Annotated in this window: 15 protein-coding genes; 9 read left to right on the top strand and 6 right to left on the bottom strand. The window is 72.4% G+C overall.

Going from position 1 to position 16395, the window contains the following annotated elements:
- Nucleotides 1–29: 29 nt before the first annotated feature.
- The gene (locus O7635_RS06385) at nt 30–1337 is read right to left on the bottom strand and encodes an ABC transporter ATP-binding protein (protein WP_278079488.1); all 1308 of its coding nucleotides are present in this window, start codon (nt 1335–1337) and stop codon (nt 30–32) included.
- Nucleotides 1338–1615: 278 nt separating this feature from the next.
- On the opposite strand from O7635_RS06385, the gene O7635_RS06380 reads away from it, so the two are divergent.
- Genes O7635_RS06380 through O7635_RS06355 form a run of 6 tightly spaced genes read left to right on the top strand, consistent with a single transcriptional unit; the run spans nt 1616 to nt 8301 of the window.
- The gene (locus O7635_RS06380) at nt 1616–2533 is read left to right on the top strand and encodes a glycosyltransferase (RefSeq protein WP_278079487.1); all 918 of its coding nucleotides are present in this window, start codon (nt 1616–1618) and stop codon (nt 2531–2533) included.
- 60 nt (nt 2534–2593) lie between these two features.
- On the top strand, nt 2594–4411 hold the full coding sequence (treS, locus tag O7635_RS06375; RefSeq protein ID WP_278079486.1) for a maltose alpha-D-glucosyltransferase: 1818 nt from the start codon (nt 2594–2596) through the stop codon (nt 4409–4411).
- The gene (locus tag O7635_RS06370; protein WP_278079485.1) at nt 4408–5727 is read left to right on the top strand and encodes a maltokinase; all 1320 of its coding nucleotides are present in this window, start codon (nt 4408–4410) and stop codon (nt 5725–5727) included. Before treS ends, O7635_RS06370 begins: the two co-directional genes overlap by 4 nt.
- Before the next feature lie 9 nt (nt 5728–5736).
- Entirely contained in the window at nt 5737–6894 is a 1158-nt protein-coding gene (locus tag O7635_RS06365; RefSeq protein WP_278079484.1) for an AAA family ATPase, read from the top strand.
- Between the two features lie 14 nt (nt 6895–6908).
- Nucleotides 6909–7433, top strand: a complete 525-nt coding sequence (locus tag O7635_RS06360) for a YbhB/YbcL family Raf kinase inhibitor-like protein (RefSeq protein WP_278079483.1) — start codon at nt 6909–6911, stop codon at nt 7431–7433.
- Nucleotides 7434–7452: 19 nt separating this feature from the next.
- Nucleotides 7453–8301, top strand: a complete 849-nt coding sequence (locus tag O7635_RS06355; RefSeq protein WP_278079482.1) for an LLM class flavin-dependent oxidoreductase — start codon at nt 7453–7455, stop codon at nt 8299–8301.
- Here O7635_RS06355 and O7635_RS06350 read toward each other — a convergent pair.
- The 5 genes from O7635_RS06350 to O7635_RS06330 are packed head-to-tail and all read right to left on the bottom strand — an operon-like array spanning nt 8291 to nt 13328.
- Nucleotides 8291–9328, bottom strand: a complete 1038-nt coding sequence (locus O7635_RS06350; RefSeq protein WP_278079481.1) for a DNA polymerase IV — start codon at nt 9326–9328, stop codon at nt 8291–8293. The two genes, O7635_RS06355 and O7635_RS06350, sit on opposite strands and share 11 nt — an antisense overlap.
- Complete coding sequence (locus O7635_RS06345; RefSeq protein ID WP_278085380.1) at nt 9325–10566, bottom strand: sigma-70 family RNA polymerase sigma factor; 1242 nt, start codon at nt 10564–10566, stop codon at nt 9325–9327. Before O7635_RS06345 ends, O7635_RS06350 begins: the two co-directional genes overlap by 4 nt.
- A gap of 14 nt (nt 10567–10580) precedes the next feature.
- Nucleotides 10581–12002 (bottom strand): PrsW family intramembrane metalloprotease, encoded by a 1422-nt coding sequence (locus tag O7635_RS06340; protein WP_278079480.1) that lies wholly within the window; start codon nt 12000–12002, stop codon nt 10581–10583.
- Nucleotides 11999–12553, bottom strand: coding sequence for a hypothetical protein (locus O7635_RS06335; RefSeq protein WP_278079479.1), 555 nt, complete (start codon nt 12551–12553; stop codon nt 11999–12001). Before O7635_RS06335 ends, O7635_RS06340 begins: the two co-directional genes overlap by 4 nt.
- Nucleotides 12554–12599: 46 nt before the next feature.
- Nucleotides 12600–13328 carry a DUF2470 domain-containing protein gene (locus O7635_RS06330; protein WP_278079478.1) on the bottom strand — a complete coding sequence of 243 codons (729 nt, stop codon included), beginning with the start codon at nt 13326–13328 and terminating at the stop codon, nt 12600–12602.
- 139 nt (nt 13329–13467) lie between these two features.
- On the opposite strand from O7635_RS06330, the gene O7635_RS06325 reads away from it, so the two are divergent.
- The 3 genes from O7635_RS06325 (at nt 13468) to O7635_RS06315 (ending at nt 16324) form a co-directional block, all read left to right on the top strand.
- On the top strand, nt 13468–14346 hold the full coding sequence (locus O7635_RS06325) for a trypsin-like peptidase domain-containing protein (RefSeq protein WP_278079477.1): 879 nt from the start codon (nt 13468–13470) through the stop codon (nt 14344–14346).
- A 125-nt stretch (nt 14347–14471) separates the two neighbouring features.
- Nucleotides 14472–15683, top strand: a complete 1212-nt coding sequence (locus tag O7635_RS06320; protein WP_278079476.1) for a histidine kinase — start codon at nt 14472–14474, stop codon at nt 15681–15683.
- The gene (locus O7635_RS06315) at nt 15680–16324 is read left to right on the top strand and encodes a response regulator transcription factor (RefSeq protein ID WP_278079475.1); all 645 of its coding nucleotides are present in this window, start codon (nt 15680–15682) and stop codon (nt 16322–16324) included. Before O7635_RS06320 ends, O7635_RS06315 begins: the two co-directional genes overlap by 4 nt.
- Nucleotides 16325–16395 lie beyond the last annotated feature (71 nt).

Raw genomic sequence — 16395 nt, 5'->3', positions numbered from 1 at the left:
GGCGACAGACGCTAGACGACCGGGTGTGGTCAGCGCCACCCCACATCGATGCGGTCACCGCGATCGTCGAAAAAGTGCAGGGCGTCGAGGCGTACGGAGACCGAAAGGGCGGTGCCCGGCTGCACGTTCGGGTACGGCGCCAGCCGCACCGCCAGCTCGGCCGGGCGACGGTGATGCCGGCCCGGGTCGGTCAGCACGCTGGTGCGGCCGCGCGACCCACCGGCGTCCGGCACCGCCGCCGCGCTCGTGGCCCGGCTGGTGAGGCGCTGCACGGCGTGGCCGAACCGGCGCAGCGGACCACCCTCCTGGGCCTGCTCGGCCGGCGCCTGGCCCATCTCGTCGACGACCACGGCCGTCGCGCCGATGTCGAGGAACGCCAGCGACTCGTGGCCGTGGTGCTCGAGGTAGCGGATGCGGCCCTGCAGCACGTCGCCCGGCGAGTTGGGCGCGACCGGTGTCAGGGCCTCGGCCCGCAGGCCGACCACGATCCGCTCGCCGTGGTAGTGCGCGACCGCCCGCGCCCGGATGTCGTCCCAGGGCAGATAGAGCGCCTGGTCGCCGAGGTTGAGCGTGACGTAGCGGTCGAGGTGGACGTAGACCGACGCCTCGAGCAGGTTCATCCGCGGGCTGCCGAGGAAGGCGGCGACGTAGAGGGTGGCCGGCCGTCCGTACACCTGGGTGGGTGTGCCGACGTCCTGCAGCACGCCGCGGCGCATGATGGCGACCCGGTCGGCCATGGTGAGCGCCTCGGCCTGGTCGTGGGTCACGTAGATCGTGCTGACGCCGAGCTCCCGCACCAGACCCGAGATCTCGGCCCGCAGCTCGGCCCGCAGGCCACTGTCGAGGTTGGACAGCGGCTCGTCCATCAGGAACAGCCCGGGCCGGCGGACGATCGCCCGGCCCATCGCGACCCGCTGGCGCTGGCCGCCGGAGAGCTGGTTGGGCTTGCGGGCGAGCACGTCGCCGATGCCGAGCGCGCTGGCGACGTCGGCCACCCGCTCGCCGCGCGCCATCTGCTCGACCCCGGAGAGGCGCAACGGGAAGCCGATGTTGTCGCCGACGGACATGTGCGGGTAGAGCGCGAAGTCCTGGAACACCATCGCGATCCGGCGCTCGCGTGGTGGCAGGTCGTTGGCGAGCTCGCCGTCGAGCATGATGGCGCCCGTGGTCGGGTCCTCGAGGCCCGCGACCATGCGGAGCACGGTGGACTTGCCGCAGCCCGACGGGCCGAGCAGCACCATGAACTCGCCATCGTTGACGTCGAGACTGACGTTGTCGACCGCGACCGTTCCATCCTGAAAGATCTTGGTCACGTCTTTGAGCGCGACGGTGGTCACCGTCTCCCTCCCCAAGGTCGGTTCCCCGACCAATGACTGTGACGAGAGTTACTCGAATATCCCATCGGGTAAACGTGCCATGTTCACCCTGTGACAATTCGACTACCTCCATTGACCGCGATGGTTGCTCGGCCGACGGGCGGTAGCCGGGCGCGCGCGAACCGCTGATCATGGCGGCCCGCCCATCAGGAAGATCGCCGTTTGTCAAGGGACCGGACAAGCTGGCCAGGCTCCGCTAGCCTCAGCCTTCTCAGGAGCAGATGAGCGAGGGGGCGGCGATGCGACTGACGGTGGGGGTGCTCACCTACCGCAGCGCGGCCAACCTGCCGCCGCTGCTGGCCGCGCTGCCGGCCGGCCTGGCCGGCGTCGACGACTGGCGGCTCGTCGTCGTCGACAGCGGCTCCTTCGACGACACGCTGACGGTCGCCAAGGATCTGGCGCCCGACGCGACCCTGATCCAGCTCGACAGCAACCGGGGCTTCGCCGCGGCGGCCAACGCGGTCGTCGCCGCCGACCCCGCGGCCGACGCCGTGCTCGTGCTCAGCCCGACCACCCGGCTGCGGCCGGGGTGCGCCGCCCGCCTGCTGGCCGCGCTGGCCGAGCCGGGCGTGGGCATCGCGGTGCCCCGGCTGATCGGCCGCGACGGGGCCTACAAGACCTCGCTGCGCCGCCGGCCCACGGTCGGCCGGGCGGTCGCCGAGGCGGTTCTGGGCGGCAACCGGGCCAGCCGGCTCGGCCGGGGCGAGCTCATCGCCGACCCGGCCGGCTACGCGCGGGGCACCCGGGCCGACTGGGCCACCGGCGCCGTCACCATGTTCAGCCGCGCCTGCCTGACCGCCACGGGGCCCTGGGACGAGTCCTTCTTCCTCTACAGCGAGGAGACGGAGTTCGCCCTGCGGGCCGCCGACCACGGCTTCCGGCTGGCGTTCGTGCCCGACGCCGAGGCGGTGCACAACGGCGGCGACGCCCGCAACGTGCCCGCCCTGTGGGGCATCATGATGGCCAACCGGGTCCGGCTCCACGCGATGCGGCACGGCCGGGCCGCCGCCACCGCCTTCTGGGCGGCGATCACGCTCGGCGAGGCGGCCCGCTCGGCCCGTGACCGCAACCACCGTTACGCCACCCGCAAGCTGTTGCGGGAGCGCAAGGCCCTGGTCAGCGGCCGGCCCGCGGTCGTGCCCGAACAGCTGCGCTGATCCTGCCCCACCCGCCCCGTCACCCTGTGGCGAAGCGAATTCGGCATTAGCGTGGACACCATGACTGACGTGACGGCTGGAACGCTTTCGGTGCAGCCACCGGATCCAGCCGAGGGCAGTCACGTCGAGCGCGGCATTGTCGAGCACCCGACCTCAGACGACTTCCACCACGCCCGAAACGTCCCGGTCGACGCGACCTGGTTCCAGCGTGCGGTGTTCTACGAGGTTCTGGTGCGGGCGTTCGCCGACTCCGACAGTGACGGCTCCGGCGATCTCCGTGGACTGATCGACCAACTCGACTACCTGGCCTGGCTGGGCATCGACTGCATCTGGTTACCGCCGTTCTACGACTCTCCGCTGCGCGACGGCGGCTACGACATCCGCGACTTCTACAAGGTGCTGCCGGAGTTCGGCACCGTCGACGACTTCGTGGCCCTGCTCGACGCGGCACACAAGCGCGGCATCCGGGTGATCACCGACCTGGTCATGAACCACACCTCGGACCAGCACCCCTGGTTCCAGGAGTCGCGGCGGGACCCCGACGGCCCGTACGGCGACTTCTATGTCTGGAGCGACAGCGACGACCGCTACCAGGACGCGCGGATCATCTTCGTCGACACCGAGGAGTCCAACTGGACCTTCGACCCGGTGCGGAGGCAGTTCTACTGGCACCGGTTCTTCTCGCACCAGCCCGACCTCAACTACGCCAACCCGGCCGTGCAGAACGCGATGCTCGACGTGCTGCGGTTCTGGCTCGACCTGGGCATCGACGGCTTCCGGCTGGACGCCGTGCCCTACCTGTTCGAGGCGGAGGGCACCAACTGCGAGAACCTCCCGGAGACGCACGCCTTCCTGCGGCACTGCCGCAAGGTGATCGACGACGAGTTCCCCGGCCGGGTGCTGCTGGCCGAGGCCAACCAGTGGCCCGCCGACGTGGTGGCCTACTTCGGCGACACCGAGTCCGGCGGCGACGAGTGCCACATGGCGTTCCACTTCCCGCTGATGCCGCGCATCTTCATGGCCGTCCGCCGCGAGTCGCGCTTCCCGATCTCCGAGATCCTGGCCAACACGCCGGCCATCCCGGCCAACTGCCAGTGGGGCATCTTCCTGCGCAACCACGACGAGCTCACGCTCGAGATGGTCACCGACGAAGAGCGCGACTACATGTACACCGAGTACGCCAAGGACCCGCGGATGAAGGCCAACATCGGCATCCGCCGCCGGCTGGCGCCCTTGCTGGAGAACGACCGCAACCAGCTCGAGCTGTTCACCGCGCTGCTGCTCTCGCTGCCCGGCTCGCCGGTGCTCTACTACGGCGACGAGATCGGCATGGGCGACAACATCTGGCTCGGTGACCGCGACGGCGTGCGTACGCCGATGCAGTGGACCCCCGACCGCAACGCCGGCTTCTCCACCTCGACCCCGGGCCGGATCTACTTGCCCGTCAACCAGGATCCGATCTACGGTTACCAATCAGTGAATGTCGAGGCACAACGCGACAGCTCGACATCGTTGCTCAACTGGACGCGACTGATGCTGTCGGTGCGGCGGCGCCACGACTCGTTCGCCGTCGGCACCTTCCAGGAGCTCGGCGGCTCCAACCCGGCGGTCCTGGCCTACCTGCGACACCACGAGGACGACGTGGTGCTCTGCGTCAACAACCTGTCCCGTTTCCCCCAACCCATCGAGCTCAACCTGCAGGCGTGGTCGGGCTATTCGCCGATCGAGTTGACCGGACGCGTGCTGTTCCCGCGCATCGGGCAGCTACCCTACCTGCTGACCCTTCCCGGGCACGGGTTCTACTGGTTCCAGCTCACCCCACCGTCCGATGAGGACGACCCAGCCCGGGCTGCCGAACAGAACATGGAGGAGTCATGACTTTGCCGTTCGCCGACTGGCTGCCGCATCAGCGGTGGTACGCCGGACGCGGCCGGACCCTCCACAGTGTCACGCCCGTCGCGGTCACCGCCCTCCGCGAGTCGCTCGACCACATGCTGCTCGACGTCACCTACGACGACGGCGGCACCGAGCGCTACCAGGTCTACGTCTCCTGGGACGTCGAGCCGCGCCCCGAGTTCACCGGCGCGGCCACGATCGGCGTCGACCACGAGGCCGACCGCTCCGGCTTCGACGCGCTCTACGACGAGCCGGCCGCCCGGGCCCTGCTGGAGTTCATCGACCAGGACGCGGTGGTCGGCCGGCTGCTGTTCCGGCGCGAACCGGAGGCCAAGCTCCCGCTCGAAGCGCCGGCCCGGGTCGCCGACACCGAGCAGAGCAACACCAGCGTCGTCTACGACCGCTCGGCCATCCTCAAGGTGTTCCGCCGGGTGGTGGCGGGCGTCAACCCCGACGTCGAGCTCAACCGGGTGCTCGCCCGGGCCGGCTGCCCCAACGTGGCGCAGCTGCTCGGCGCCGTGGAGAGCACCGACGAGCGCGGCGAGCCCGTCTCGCTGGCCATGCTGACCGCCTATGCGGAGAACTCGGCCGAAGGCTGGGCGATGGCCACCACCAGCGTGCGCGACCTGTTCGCCGAGGCGGACCTGGCGGCCGACGAGGTCGGCGGCGACTTCTCCGGCGAGTCCTACCGGCTCGGCGAGGCGGTCGCGGTGGTGCACCGCACGCTGGCCCAGGAGCTGGGCACCGAGACGGTCGACTTCCCGGTCGACCGGATGCTGAACCGCCTCGCCCAGGCCGTCGCCACGGTGCCCGCCCTGGAGCCCTATGTGGACAGAGCGACCGAGGCGTTCCGGTCGGTCGGCGGCGCGCGGATGACCGTCCACCGGGTGCACGGTGACCTCCACCTGGGCCAGGTGTTGCGGACGCCCAAGCACTGGCTGCTGATCGACTTCGAGGGCGAGCCGGGCCAGCCGATCGACGAGCGCCGCCGGCCCGACTCGCCGCTGCGCGACGTGGCCGGCATGCTGCGCTCCTTCGAATATGCGCCGCACCACCTGATCGTCGACCAGCCCGACGACGCCCAGGTGGTCTACCGGGCGCGCGAGTGGGCCGACCTCAACCGGGAGAGCTTCCTCGACGGCTACGCGAGCGTGGCGGGCGAGGACCCACGGTCGCGGCCGGAGCTGCTCGGTGCCTTCGAGCTCGACAAGGCCATCTACGAGGCGGCGTACGAAGCACGGTTCCGCCCCAGCTGGTTGCCGATCTCGCTGCGCTCGGTGGCCCGGCTGTTGAGCTAGCGTGATCGGGTGCTGGTCACGCTCGCGGTGGAGAACTACCGATCGCTGCGCCGGCTGATCCTGCCGCTGCGCCGGCTCAACGTGGTGACCGGGGCCAACGGCAGCGGCAAGTCGAGCCTCTACCGGTCGCTGCGGCTGCTGGCGGCCGCGTCCCGCAACGGCGCGGTCGCCGCCCTGGCCCGCGAGGGCGGGCTGCCGTCGACCCTGTGGGCCGGCCCCGAGACGGTGGGCCGCCAGCCCGTGCAGGGCACCGTGCGCACGAAGCGGGTCGCGCTGCGGCTGGGCTTCGCCGGCGACGAGTTCGGCTACGCGATCGACCTCGGGCTGCCGCAGGTGGCCGGGCCGACACTGTTCGGGCTCGACCCGGAGATCAAGAGCGAGTGCACGTGGGCGGGCCCGGTGCTGCGGCCGAGCACCCGGCTGACCGAGCGGACCAATTCGGCGGTCGGCGTACGCGGCCCGGCCGGCTCGTGGCAGGCGACCAGGCTCAAGCTGCGCCCGTACGACAGCATGCTCGCCGAGTTCGTCGACCCGGAGCTGGCGCCCGACCTGATGCTGTTGCGCGAGCGGATCCGGTCCTGGCGCTTCTACGACCAGGTGCGCACCGACGCGGACGCCCCGATGCGGGCGGCGCAGGTCGGCACCCGCACGCCCGTGCTCGGCCACGACGGCGCCGACCTCGCGCCGGCGCTGGAGACGATCCGGGAGATCGGCGACGGCGCTGCCCTCGAAGCCGCCGTCGACCTGGCCTTCCCGGGCAGCCAGCTGGGCATCGACGCGCACGCGGGCCGGTTCGCGCTGACGCTGACCCAGCCCGGCATGCTCCGCCCGCTGGACGCCGCGGAGCTCTCCGACGGCACGCTGCGCTACCTGGCCTGGGTGGCGGCGCTGCTCACGCCCCGGCCGCCGGAGCTGCTCGTGCTCAACGAGCCGGAGAACAGCCTGCACCCCGACCTGATCCGCCCGCTCGCGGCGTTGATCGCCGGCGCGGCGCAGCGGATGCAGATCGTCCTGGTCACCCATTCGCGGGCGCTCGCGTCCGCCCTGGACACCCACGCCGACGACACCGACCTGCAGACGGTGGAGTTGACGAAGGAGCACGGGGAAACCCAGGTCGTCGGGCAGAACCGGCTCGACGAGCCGCCGTGGCACTGGCCGAAGCGCTGAGAAAGGATGAACCCATGAGTCTCGAACGAAACGCTCCGCCGGACACCTACGACCACCTGCCGTCCGTCCCCTCGTTCACGCTGACCAGCGAGGACGTGACCGACGGCGAGCAGATGGCCGACACCTTCGCCGACCCCAGCGTGGGCGGTGGCGGGAAGTCGCCGCAGCTGTCGTGGTCCGGCTTCCCGGCCGAGACCAATAGCTTCGTGGTCACCTGCTACGACCCGGACGCGCCGACGCACAGCGGCTTCTGGCACTGGGTGCTGGTCAACGTGCCGGTCTCGGTGACCTCGCTGGCCCAGGGCGCGCAGCCGCCGGCCGGCGCGTTCGCGGTGCGCAACGACTACGGCACCAAGGAATACGGCGGTGCGGCGCCGCCGAAGGGCGACTACCCGCACCGCTACCTGTTCACCGTGCACGCGGTCGACGTCGAGCAGCTCGACGTCACCCCGGATGTCTCGCCCGCGGTCGTCGGCTTCAACCTGACGTTCCACACGCTGGCCCGCGCGACGATCCGGCCCACCTACCAGATCGCCTGACCGGAAAGGGGAGCGCCGGGTGAAGATCGGCATTGGACTGCCCAACACCGTGCCGGGCACACCCGGCGCCACCCTCGTCGCGTGGGCGCGGCGGGCGGAGGAGAAGGGCTTCGCGGGGCTGGCCACGATCGACCGGGTCGCCTATCCCAACCACGACTCGCTGACCGCGCTGGCGGCAGCGGCGGCCGTGACCGAGCGGATCGGGCTCTACACCAACATCCTGCTGGGCTCGCTCTATCCGGCGGCGCTGCTGGCCAAGACCGCGGCCACCGTCGACCAGGTCTCCGGCGGTCGCCTGACGCTGGGCCTGGCCCCGGGCAACCGGGAGGACGACTTCGAGGCGGTCGAGCGCCCTTTCTCCCGGCGCGGCCGCGAGTTCGACCGCACGCTCGACCGCATCCACCGCATCTGGTCGGGCGACCCGGCCCACGCGCCGGCCCCGGTCAACGGGGGCGCGATCCCGGTGATCATCGGCGGCGGCAGCGACGCCGCGTTCCGCCGCCTGGTGAGGTGGGGCGCGGGCGGCGCGATCGGCGGGGCCCCGCCGGCCCAGGCGGCCGAGTACGCGGCCCGGGTGCGCGGCGCCTGGCAGGAGGCGGGCCGGCCGGGCGAGCCCCGGATCACGGCTCTGGCCTACTACTCGCTGGGCGCTGACGCCGAGGAGCCCTCGCGGGCGTACCTGCGCGACTACTACGGCTTCATGGGCGACAACGCCGAGTGGGTCGCGGCCAACGCCCTGCGCACGCCCGAGGCGATCCGCGAGGCCGTCGACGGCTTCGCGGCCGCGGGCGTCACCGAGCTCTACCTCGACCCGACGGTGGCCACGCTCGACCAGGTCGACCGCCTCGCCGAGGTGGTCACTCCGTAGGCATCGCCAGGTTCACCCGCACCCCGAGCAGGCGTACGGGCCGCCGCCATTCGAACTTGGTCAGCAGGCTCACGGCCGCCTGCTCGACCACTTCGGGGTCGGTGGTCGGCCCGGCCCGCAGCTTCATCTCCCGGGTCGGCGTGAAGAAGCTGACGTAGCGCACCTTCACCGCCACGTGGGTGATCTCGCGCCCGTCGGCGACCACCTCGGCCGTCAGCGCGCGGGCCATCGCACCGACCTCGCGGGAGATCTCGGCCAGCTCCGACAGGTCCTCGGCGTACGTGTTCTCCTTGCTCCGCGAGCGGGCCACCCACGGCTCCGTGCTGATCGCCGTGTCACCGCCGCCGGCGGCCGCCACCGGCAGCCAGGCCGCCTGGCGCGGGCCGAACCGCTCGACCAGCGCGTCCACGGGCGTGGCGGCCAGCTGGGCGACCGTGTGCAGGCCGAGCTCGTCGAGCTTGCGGGCCGTCTTGGGGCCGATGCCCCACAGGTCGGCCGCCGGCCGCTCGCCCATCACGGCCATCCAGGTCGCGGTCGTGAGCGTGTGGATCCCGCCGGGCTTGGCGAACCGGGCCGCGATCTTCGCCTGCTGCTTGTTCTCGCCGATGCCGATCGCACAGGACAGCCCGGTCTCCGCGAACACCGCCGCCTTCATCTCGGCGGCCAGCGCCTGCGGATCGGTGATGTCGCCGCCGGCGAACGCCTCGTCCCAGCCCCAGACCTCGACGTCGACCGGGAACCGGCGCAGCACGGCCATCACCCGCTGCGAGGCCTCGCTGTAGGCGGCCGGGTCGGTCGGCAGGAAGACCGCCTCGGGGCAGAGCTGGGCGGCCCGGCGCAGCGGCATTCCGGAGTGGACACCGAAGGCGCGGGCCTCGTACGACGCCGTCGACACCACCTGCCGCCGGGCCGTCGGGTCGCCCGCGCCGCCGACCACCACCGGCCGGCCGCGCAGCTCCGGCCGGCGCAGGATCTCCACGGCGGCCACGAACTGGTCCATGTCGACGTGCAGGATCCAGCCGGTCATGGCGTCGTGGCCGCCAGCCGGTGGGCGCGCGAGCGCAGGTAGCGCTGCTCGGGCTCGCTGAGCGTCCGGTCGGCGGCGACCTGGTAGGCGGCCGCGGCGCCCGGCGCGTCGCCGGCCAGTTCGAGCAGGTGGGCGCGGACCGCGGCGAGCCGGTGGTGGCGGGCCACACGGTCGTCGCCGTCGAGCGTGGCCAGCAGGTCGAGCCCGGCCCGCGGCCCCTGCACCATGGCCACCGCCACGGCCTTGTTGAGCGTCACCATCGGGCTGTCGGAGACCTTCTCCAGCAGCTCGTAGAGGGCCAGCACCTGGGCCCAGTCGGTGTCGGCGGCGGTCGGTGCCTCGTCGTGCACGGCGGCGATCGCGGCCTGGAGCTGGTAGGCGCCGGGCCGCGTGCGGGCCAGCGCGCCGGACACCAGGGCGACGCCCTCGGCGATCGCGGCCTGGTCCCAGCGCGACCGGTCCTGCTCGTCGAGCGGGATGAGCTCGCCGTCGGCGCCCGTGCGGGCCGGCCGGCGGGCGTCGGTGAGCAGCATCAGCGCCAGCAGGCCGGCCGCCTCGCCGTCGTCGGGCAGCAGCCGGTGCAGCATGCGGGCGAGCCGGATGGCCTCGGCCGACAGTTCGACGCGGGCCAACCGCGGCCCGGACGAGCTCGTGTAGCCCTCGTTGAAGATCAAATAGAGCACCTGGAGCACGGCGTCGAGGCGGGCCCCGCGGGACTCGGGCGGCGGCATCTCGAAGCCGACACCCGACGACTTGATCTTCTGCTTGGCCCGGCTGATCCGCTGGCCCATGGTCGGCTCGGGCACCAGGAACGCGCTGGCGATCTCGCCGGTGGTCAGGCCGCCGACCGCCCGCAGCGTGAGCGCCACCTGGGCGGGCACCGCGATCGCGGGGTGGCAGCAGAGGAACAGCAGCACGAGCGAGTCGTCGCCGCTCTCCCGCTCGTCGGCCGGCGGGGCGACCCGGGTGGCCGCCGGGTCCCGGACGAACTCGTTCTCCTCGCGGAGCCGGCGCGACTCGTCGCTGCGCAGCTGGTCGATCAGCCGCCGCGAGGCGACCCGGATCAGCCAGGCCCGCGGGTCGTCGGGCACGCCGTCGGCCGGCCATTGGGTGGCCGCCGCGAGCAGCCCCTCCTGCACCGCGTCCTCGGCCGTGTCGAAATGGCCGTAGCGGCGCACCAGCGCGCCCAGCACCTGCGGCGCCAGCTCTCTGAGCAGGTCTTCCGTGCCCACGACCAGAAGCCTACGACCGGTCACACGAGCGTGGCGGCCCGCGCGATCACGCTCACCACGTAGGCCAGGGCAAAGATCAGGGCCAGGATCGCGGCGGTACGCAGGCGCGGGTCGGCCCGTTGCCGGGTGGAGCGGGCCCGGGCGACGCCGAATACGAGGAAGCCGAGCGGGAGGACCAGGAAGATCGGGTTGATCAGCACGGCGAAGGCGAGGACGAACGAGATCCAGCCGGCGATGGTGGTCGGGTGCAGCGCGTCGGCGTCGGTGATCCCGAGCTGGTGGACGCCGTAGCGGGCGCGTTGCAGCTCGGGCAGGCGGGCGGCGTACCCCGCCTCGCCGTTGTCCCGCATGTCGACGGCGAGGTCGGCCTGGGCGCGCTGGAGCCGCCGGACCCGGCTGTAGGCCCGCATCCCGCCGTAGACGTAGGCGTTCCACCGGGCCCGGCCCCGGCTGCGCCAGCCCCGCAACGCGGCGATCTCGTTGTGGCTGGCGATCCAGGGGTTGCGCATGCTCTCCAGCGGGCCGGCGATGCCCTCGTACTCGTCCTTGCGGAAGAAGTGCAACAGGATCAGGAACGTGCCGAGGATCAGCAGGCCCTTGATGAAGAGGACCAGCAGGATGCCGTACGTCCCGGCGTTGTCGGTCAAGCTTGCGGCGGCCGGCGAGTTCCACAGGAAATGCATCAGCCACGCCAGGGCGAGGGCGCCGAGCGCGACACCGATGCGGTTGAACCAGGAGCGTTCCCGATGCAACACGGCGTACGCGACACCCGCGCCCGCGATCGCGCTGTAGACGGTGTGGCTCCACAGCCCGGCCAGCAGCCCGCGCACCACGAACGTCTGCAGCACCGGGCCGAGGCTGTCGGTGCCCGCGGCGGCGACCGCGTTGAGGCTGTAGGTGATGTTCTCGATCTCCTGGAAACCCAGGCCAACGAAGGCGCCGTAGACCACGCCGTCGAGCACGCTGTTGATCTGCCGGCGGGCCAGCAGCACGATCATCACGATGCCGAGCGTCTTGAGGATCTCCTCGTCGGTCGGCCCCTCGATCGCCGCGGCCCAGTCGCGCACGAAGCCCAGCGACGTCACCTTGACCAGGATCGACTCGAGCGCGGTGTTGGCCCGCAAGGCGTTGGCGCTGGCCACGAAGCCGCCCCAGATCATCGCGGCCGCGAACAGCCAGCGGGGCTCCGGCTCGAGCCAGTCGACCGCCCGGATGATCGTCACGAACACGGCGCCGTGTATCGCGAAAAGGATCACCGCGAGCACGAACGCGGCCGGCGCCCCGGCGATCGCCGGGCCGAACGAGATGCCGAGGATGACGACGCCGGCGATGCTCAGCGCGACGAAGAACCAGACCGCCGGCCAGCGGGCCGCGGCGGCCCAGGACGGGAAGACCCGCCGGGTGCCAGGGGTCGGTGGTGGGCTGGCCGCTTGAATGCTCATGCCGTCACCTCGATGGTGACCGTGCGTACGCTCGTCTCCAGTTCTTCGCGGTGTTCGGTGACGCCCGCGTCGTTGCCGTCGACGACCGCGGTGACGGCGGTGCCGGCGCGGAGATAGACCGTGTACCAACCGGTGCGGTTCTCGGCGACGAAGGTGGCCTGCAGGCCCGGGATGCCGCTGTCGGAGGTGACCGACTGGTCGTCGGAGACGGCCTGGATGCCGGCGATGTTGCGCACCTCGGCGCGGATCCGGTCGGCGAGCTGCTGCAGCGTGCCCGGGAAGCTCTCGGCCGTCAACCGGTAGCGCACGCCGTCGACCGCCATCGTGACCACGCCCTGGTCAGGGGAGGTCTGCTCGGCGACCACCGTGGCGTCGGGCGGCGGCACCACGCTGGCGTCGGTGGCGAACTCGAGCGGCTCCGTGCTGGAGACGGTGGCGTTGGGCAGGGCGTCGTCGATCGCGGGCACACCGAGCGAGAGGGCGAGGACGCCGGCGACGACCGCCAGGGAGCCGACGAGGTTGCGCCGCCACGCAGTCCGCTCGCCCGCCATCAGCACATTGTGGGTGATCTCCGCGCCGGGCGCACGATCCGCCTCGCTAGGACGGGCCCTGGCGTGCGGCCACCTCGCCGCCGGCCAGCAGCGCGTGGATCAGGTGGGTCAGCTCGCAGACGGAGGCGACCGGGCGCTCGAAGCCGAGCCGCAGCCGGGGACCGGCGCCGCCGTTGGAGCCGACCGTCAGTCCGTAGCGGTCGAGGCGCAGCGCCCGGCACTCCGCCGGCGCGGCCCGGCCGCTGACCCGTTCGACCAGGTCGACGAGCTGGCTCAGGTGGTGGTCGTTGAGGTCGTGCAGCAGGCGGCCCTCGTCGGTGGCGAGCGGGTCGGGCGCGGCGGCCAGGAAGTCGGCCGGGTCGACCTCGACCAGGCGGCGGCCGTTGGCCAGCCGGACCTCGGTCGGGACGATGCGGAGCAGCTCCGGGCCGCGACCGACGTCGAGCAGATCACCGAGCGGACTGACCTGGGCGTACGCGTCGGCGGCGGTGCGGGCCTCGCCCTTGTCGAGCCGGTGGGCTTCGCCGGTCAGCCAGAGCCGGCCGCGGCTCGGCGCGCACGGCACGGGCGGGATGTCGTCGACGCTGAGCACCATCGGGCCGGTGGTCAGCGCGGTCGCTTGCTCGGTGCCCTGCGAGACGAGCAGGAGCGGGTGGCCGTCCGCCGGCGTGGCGTGCCGGACCTTCACCCGGCCGGGATAGCCGCGGACGTGGGCCGTGCCTTCCAGACGGCCGCTCGCCAGCGTGCGCGCCACCTCTGCCGCCGTCGGCCGCATGTTGTGCCTCCTCGGGGATGCGTACCGACAACTTAAGTTAGGCTCACCTAATTCTCAAGCTCTGTCGCTCGCCCGGGCGTTCAGGAAAGTCGCAGGCCAGCCTCAGGTCCGGGCTAGATATGCGACGCACGGTGGACGCATGACCGATTTGCTGAGCCGCACCGAAACCCCGTCGTCTCCCTGGCCGCCCGCTGGCGGCCCCAACGGTCCTGGCGGTCCGGTGCCGCCGTGGGTCCCCAGTGGCCCGTCCCCGTCTCCGTCCCCCTCCGGCGGCCCGCGGCGCGGCGGGCGGCGGGTCGCCATCGCCGCCGGCGCGCTCGTGCTCGTGCTCGGAGGTGGGGTGGCCGGCGGCGTGATCGGCGCCCAGACCGACCGGCCCGCCGCCGTCGCCAGCACGGCCGCCGCGACCGACGCGACCACCGTGTCCACCCAGTCGGCGACGCTCGCCTCGGTCGCCGCCCGCACGTCACCCAGCGTCGTCACGATCATGGTGCAGGTGCCGGGCGGGACCGTCGAAGGCTCCGGCGTGATCGTCGACGACCAGGGCCGGATCCTGACCAACAACCACGTGGTCGCGCAGGCCACCGGCGGGGCGACCGTGCAGCTGTCCGACGGCCGTACGCTGCCCGCCCAGATCCTGCGTACCGACCCGGGTCACGACCTGGCGCTGATCCAGGTCTCCGACGCCTCCGGCCTGACGCCCGCGACGCTCGGCGACAGCGACAACGTGCAGGTCGGCGACACGGTGCTCGCCTTCGGCAGCCCGCTCGGCCTCTCCGGCACCGTCACCTCCGGCATCGTCTCGGCGCTCGACCGGGATGCCCAGGACCTCAACCTCTTCGGCCTGATCCAGACCGACGCGCCGATCAACTCGGGCAACTCGGGCGGCCCGTTGGTCGACGCGGCCGGGCAGGTCATCGCGATCAACGTGGCCAACGCCTCGACCTCGCAGGGCGGCGGCTCGATCGGCATCGGCTTCGCGATCCCGATCGACGAAGCGCAGTCGATCCTTGGCTGAGCGCTCTTTGCCCTTGCCCCCTTGCTCTGCAGCCATATACGCAACACCTCGCGGCTGGGGTGTTGCGTATATGGCTGCAGAGCAGCGGTGGCGGCGGGGTTGCGGAGGTCGGGACAATCTTGTGCGTGACCCGCCTCCTGGCGCCGCTGGTCCGGGCCTCGACCTACCGGCGCGGCGTCCACCTGCTGCTCGGTGGCGTCCTACTCCTGCCTTACGTGCTGCTCGGCGTCGTCTTCGCCACCATGCTCACCGACGACACGCTGCCCCAGGTCGCCGTCTGGGTGCTGTTGCTGATCGGCGCGGTCATCGCGGTGACCCCGGCGTTCCTCGGCGGCACGCGCGCCGTCGAGATCGTCGCGGCCCGCGTGCTGCTCGGCGTCGACCTGCCCGAGCCGGCGCCGGGCGGCGGTGACCGGGAGACGACGCTGCGCGGGGCGCTCTGGTTCGGCGCCCATCTGGCGTTCGGCGGCGTGGTCGGGGTCGCGCTGTTCACGGCCCTGCCGATGGCGCTGGCCTACGTGACTCAGCCGTTCGGCGGTCGCATCGACGGGCTGCCGCTCGCCGGCTCGTCGCCGGCCGCGATGACCGCCGTCGGGGTGGTGCTGCTGGTGGTGCTGGTCTACGCGGTGGCCGGGCTCGGCTCGCTCGCCGCCGTCGTCGCGCCGGTGCTGCTGGGGCCGTCGCCGGCCGCGCGGATCGCGTCGCTGGAGGCCCGGGCGGACCGGCTCGTCGAACGCGCCCGGCTGGCCCGCGAGCTGCACGACTCGGTCGGGCACGCGCTCACGGTCACCACGTTGCAGGCCGCGGCCGCGCAGCGCGCGTCGCACGACCCGGAGTTCGTCCGGCAGGCGCTGGTGGCGATCGAGGAGACCGGCCGGGCCGCGATGGAGGACCTCGACCACGTGCTGGGCCTGCTGCGCGCGGCCGAGCACGCCGATCGCCGGCCGGCGCCGCCGCAGCGTACGCTCGCCGACGTCGACCGGATCGTCGCCGACGTGACCGGAGCCGGGCTGCGCGTCTCGCTCACCCGCGACGGTCCACTCGCGACAGTGCCGGCGGCCGTGTCCCGGGAGGGCTACCGGATCGTGCAGGAAGCGCTGACCAACGCGGTGCGGCACGCGGGACCGGTGCCGGTGACGGTGCACATCGCGGTGGCCGACCGGTCGTTGCGGATCGACGTCGCCAACCCGGTGACCCGCTCCGGCGCGCCTGACCCCTCCGGGCGTGGGCTCGCCGGGATGCGGGAGCGGGTCGACGTGCTGGGCGGGCGGATGACGGTGGGCACCGCTGACGGGCGGTTCACGGTGGCGGTGCGGCTGCCGATTGGAGGATCATGACGCTGCGGGTGCTGATCGTCGACGACGACGCCTTGGTGCGGGTCGGTCTGCGTACGGTCATCGACGCCGAACCCGACCTGACCGTGGTCGCCGAGGCGTCCGACGGCGCCGAGGTGCCGCCGCTGGTGGCCCGGCACCGGCCCGACGTGGTGCTGATGGACGTGCGGATGCCCGACGTCGACGGCATCCAGGCGACCCGGCACCTGGTCTCCACGGCGGCCGCGCCGCCCCGGGTGATCGTGGTGACGACGTTCGAGAACGACGACTACGTCTACGACGCGCTGCGCGCCGGGGCGAGCGGCTTCCTGCTGAAACGGGCCCGGCCGGCCGAGGTGGTCGACGCGATCCGGCTGGTCGCCCGGGGCGACTCGCTGCTGTTCCCGGCGGCGATCCGGCGGCTGGTGGCCGGTCGGGGCGGCCGCACCTCCGGGGGCCTGGAGCGGCTCACCGCCCGCGAGGCGGAGGTTTTGCGCTTGATGGCCACGGGACTGTCCAATGCGGAGATTGCCGAGCGGCTGGTGGTGGGCGCGGAGACGGTCAAGACCCACGTGGGCAACGTGCTCGCGAAGCTCGGCGCCCGGGACCGGGTCCAGGCCGTCATCCTGGCGTACGAGTCAGGCTTCGTCAGCCCCACCGGCTGAGCGTTCCCCCACGTGGGGGAGGTGGTCCACCCCGCGCGGGGAGTCCGCGGGGCTCGGTCCGGACGACCGTG

The sequence above is a fragment of the Asanoa sp. WMMD1127 genome, assembly GCF_029626225.1.
Taxonomy (GTDB): domain Bacteria; phylum Actinomycetota; class Actinomycetes; order Mycobacteriales; family Micromonosporaceae; genus Asanoa.
This window is presented reverse-complemented; position numbering and strand designations above follow the sequence as displayed.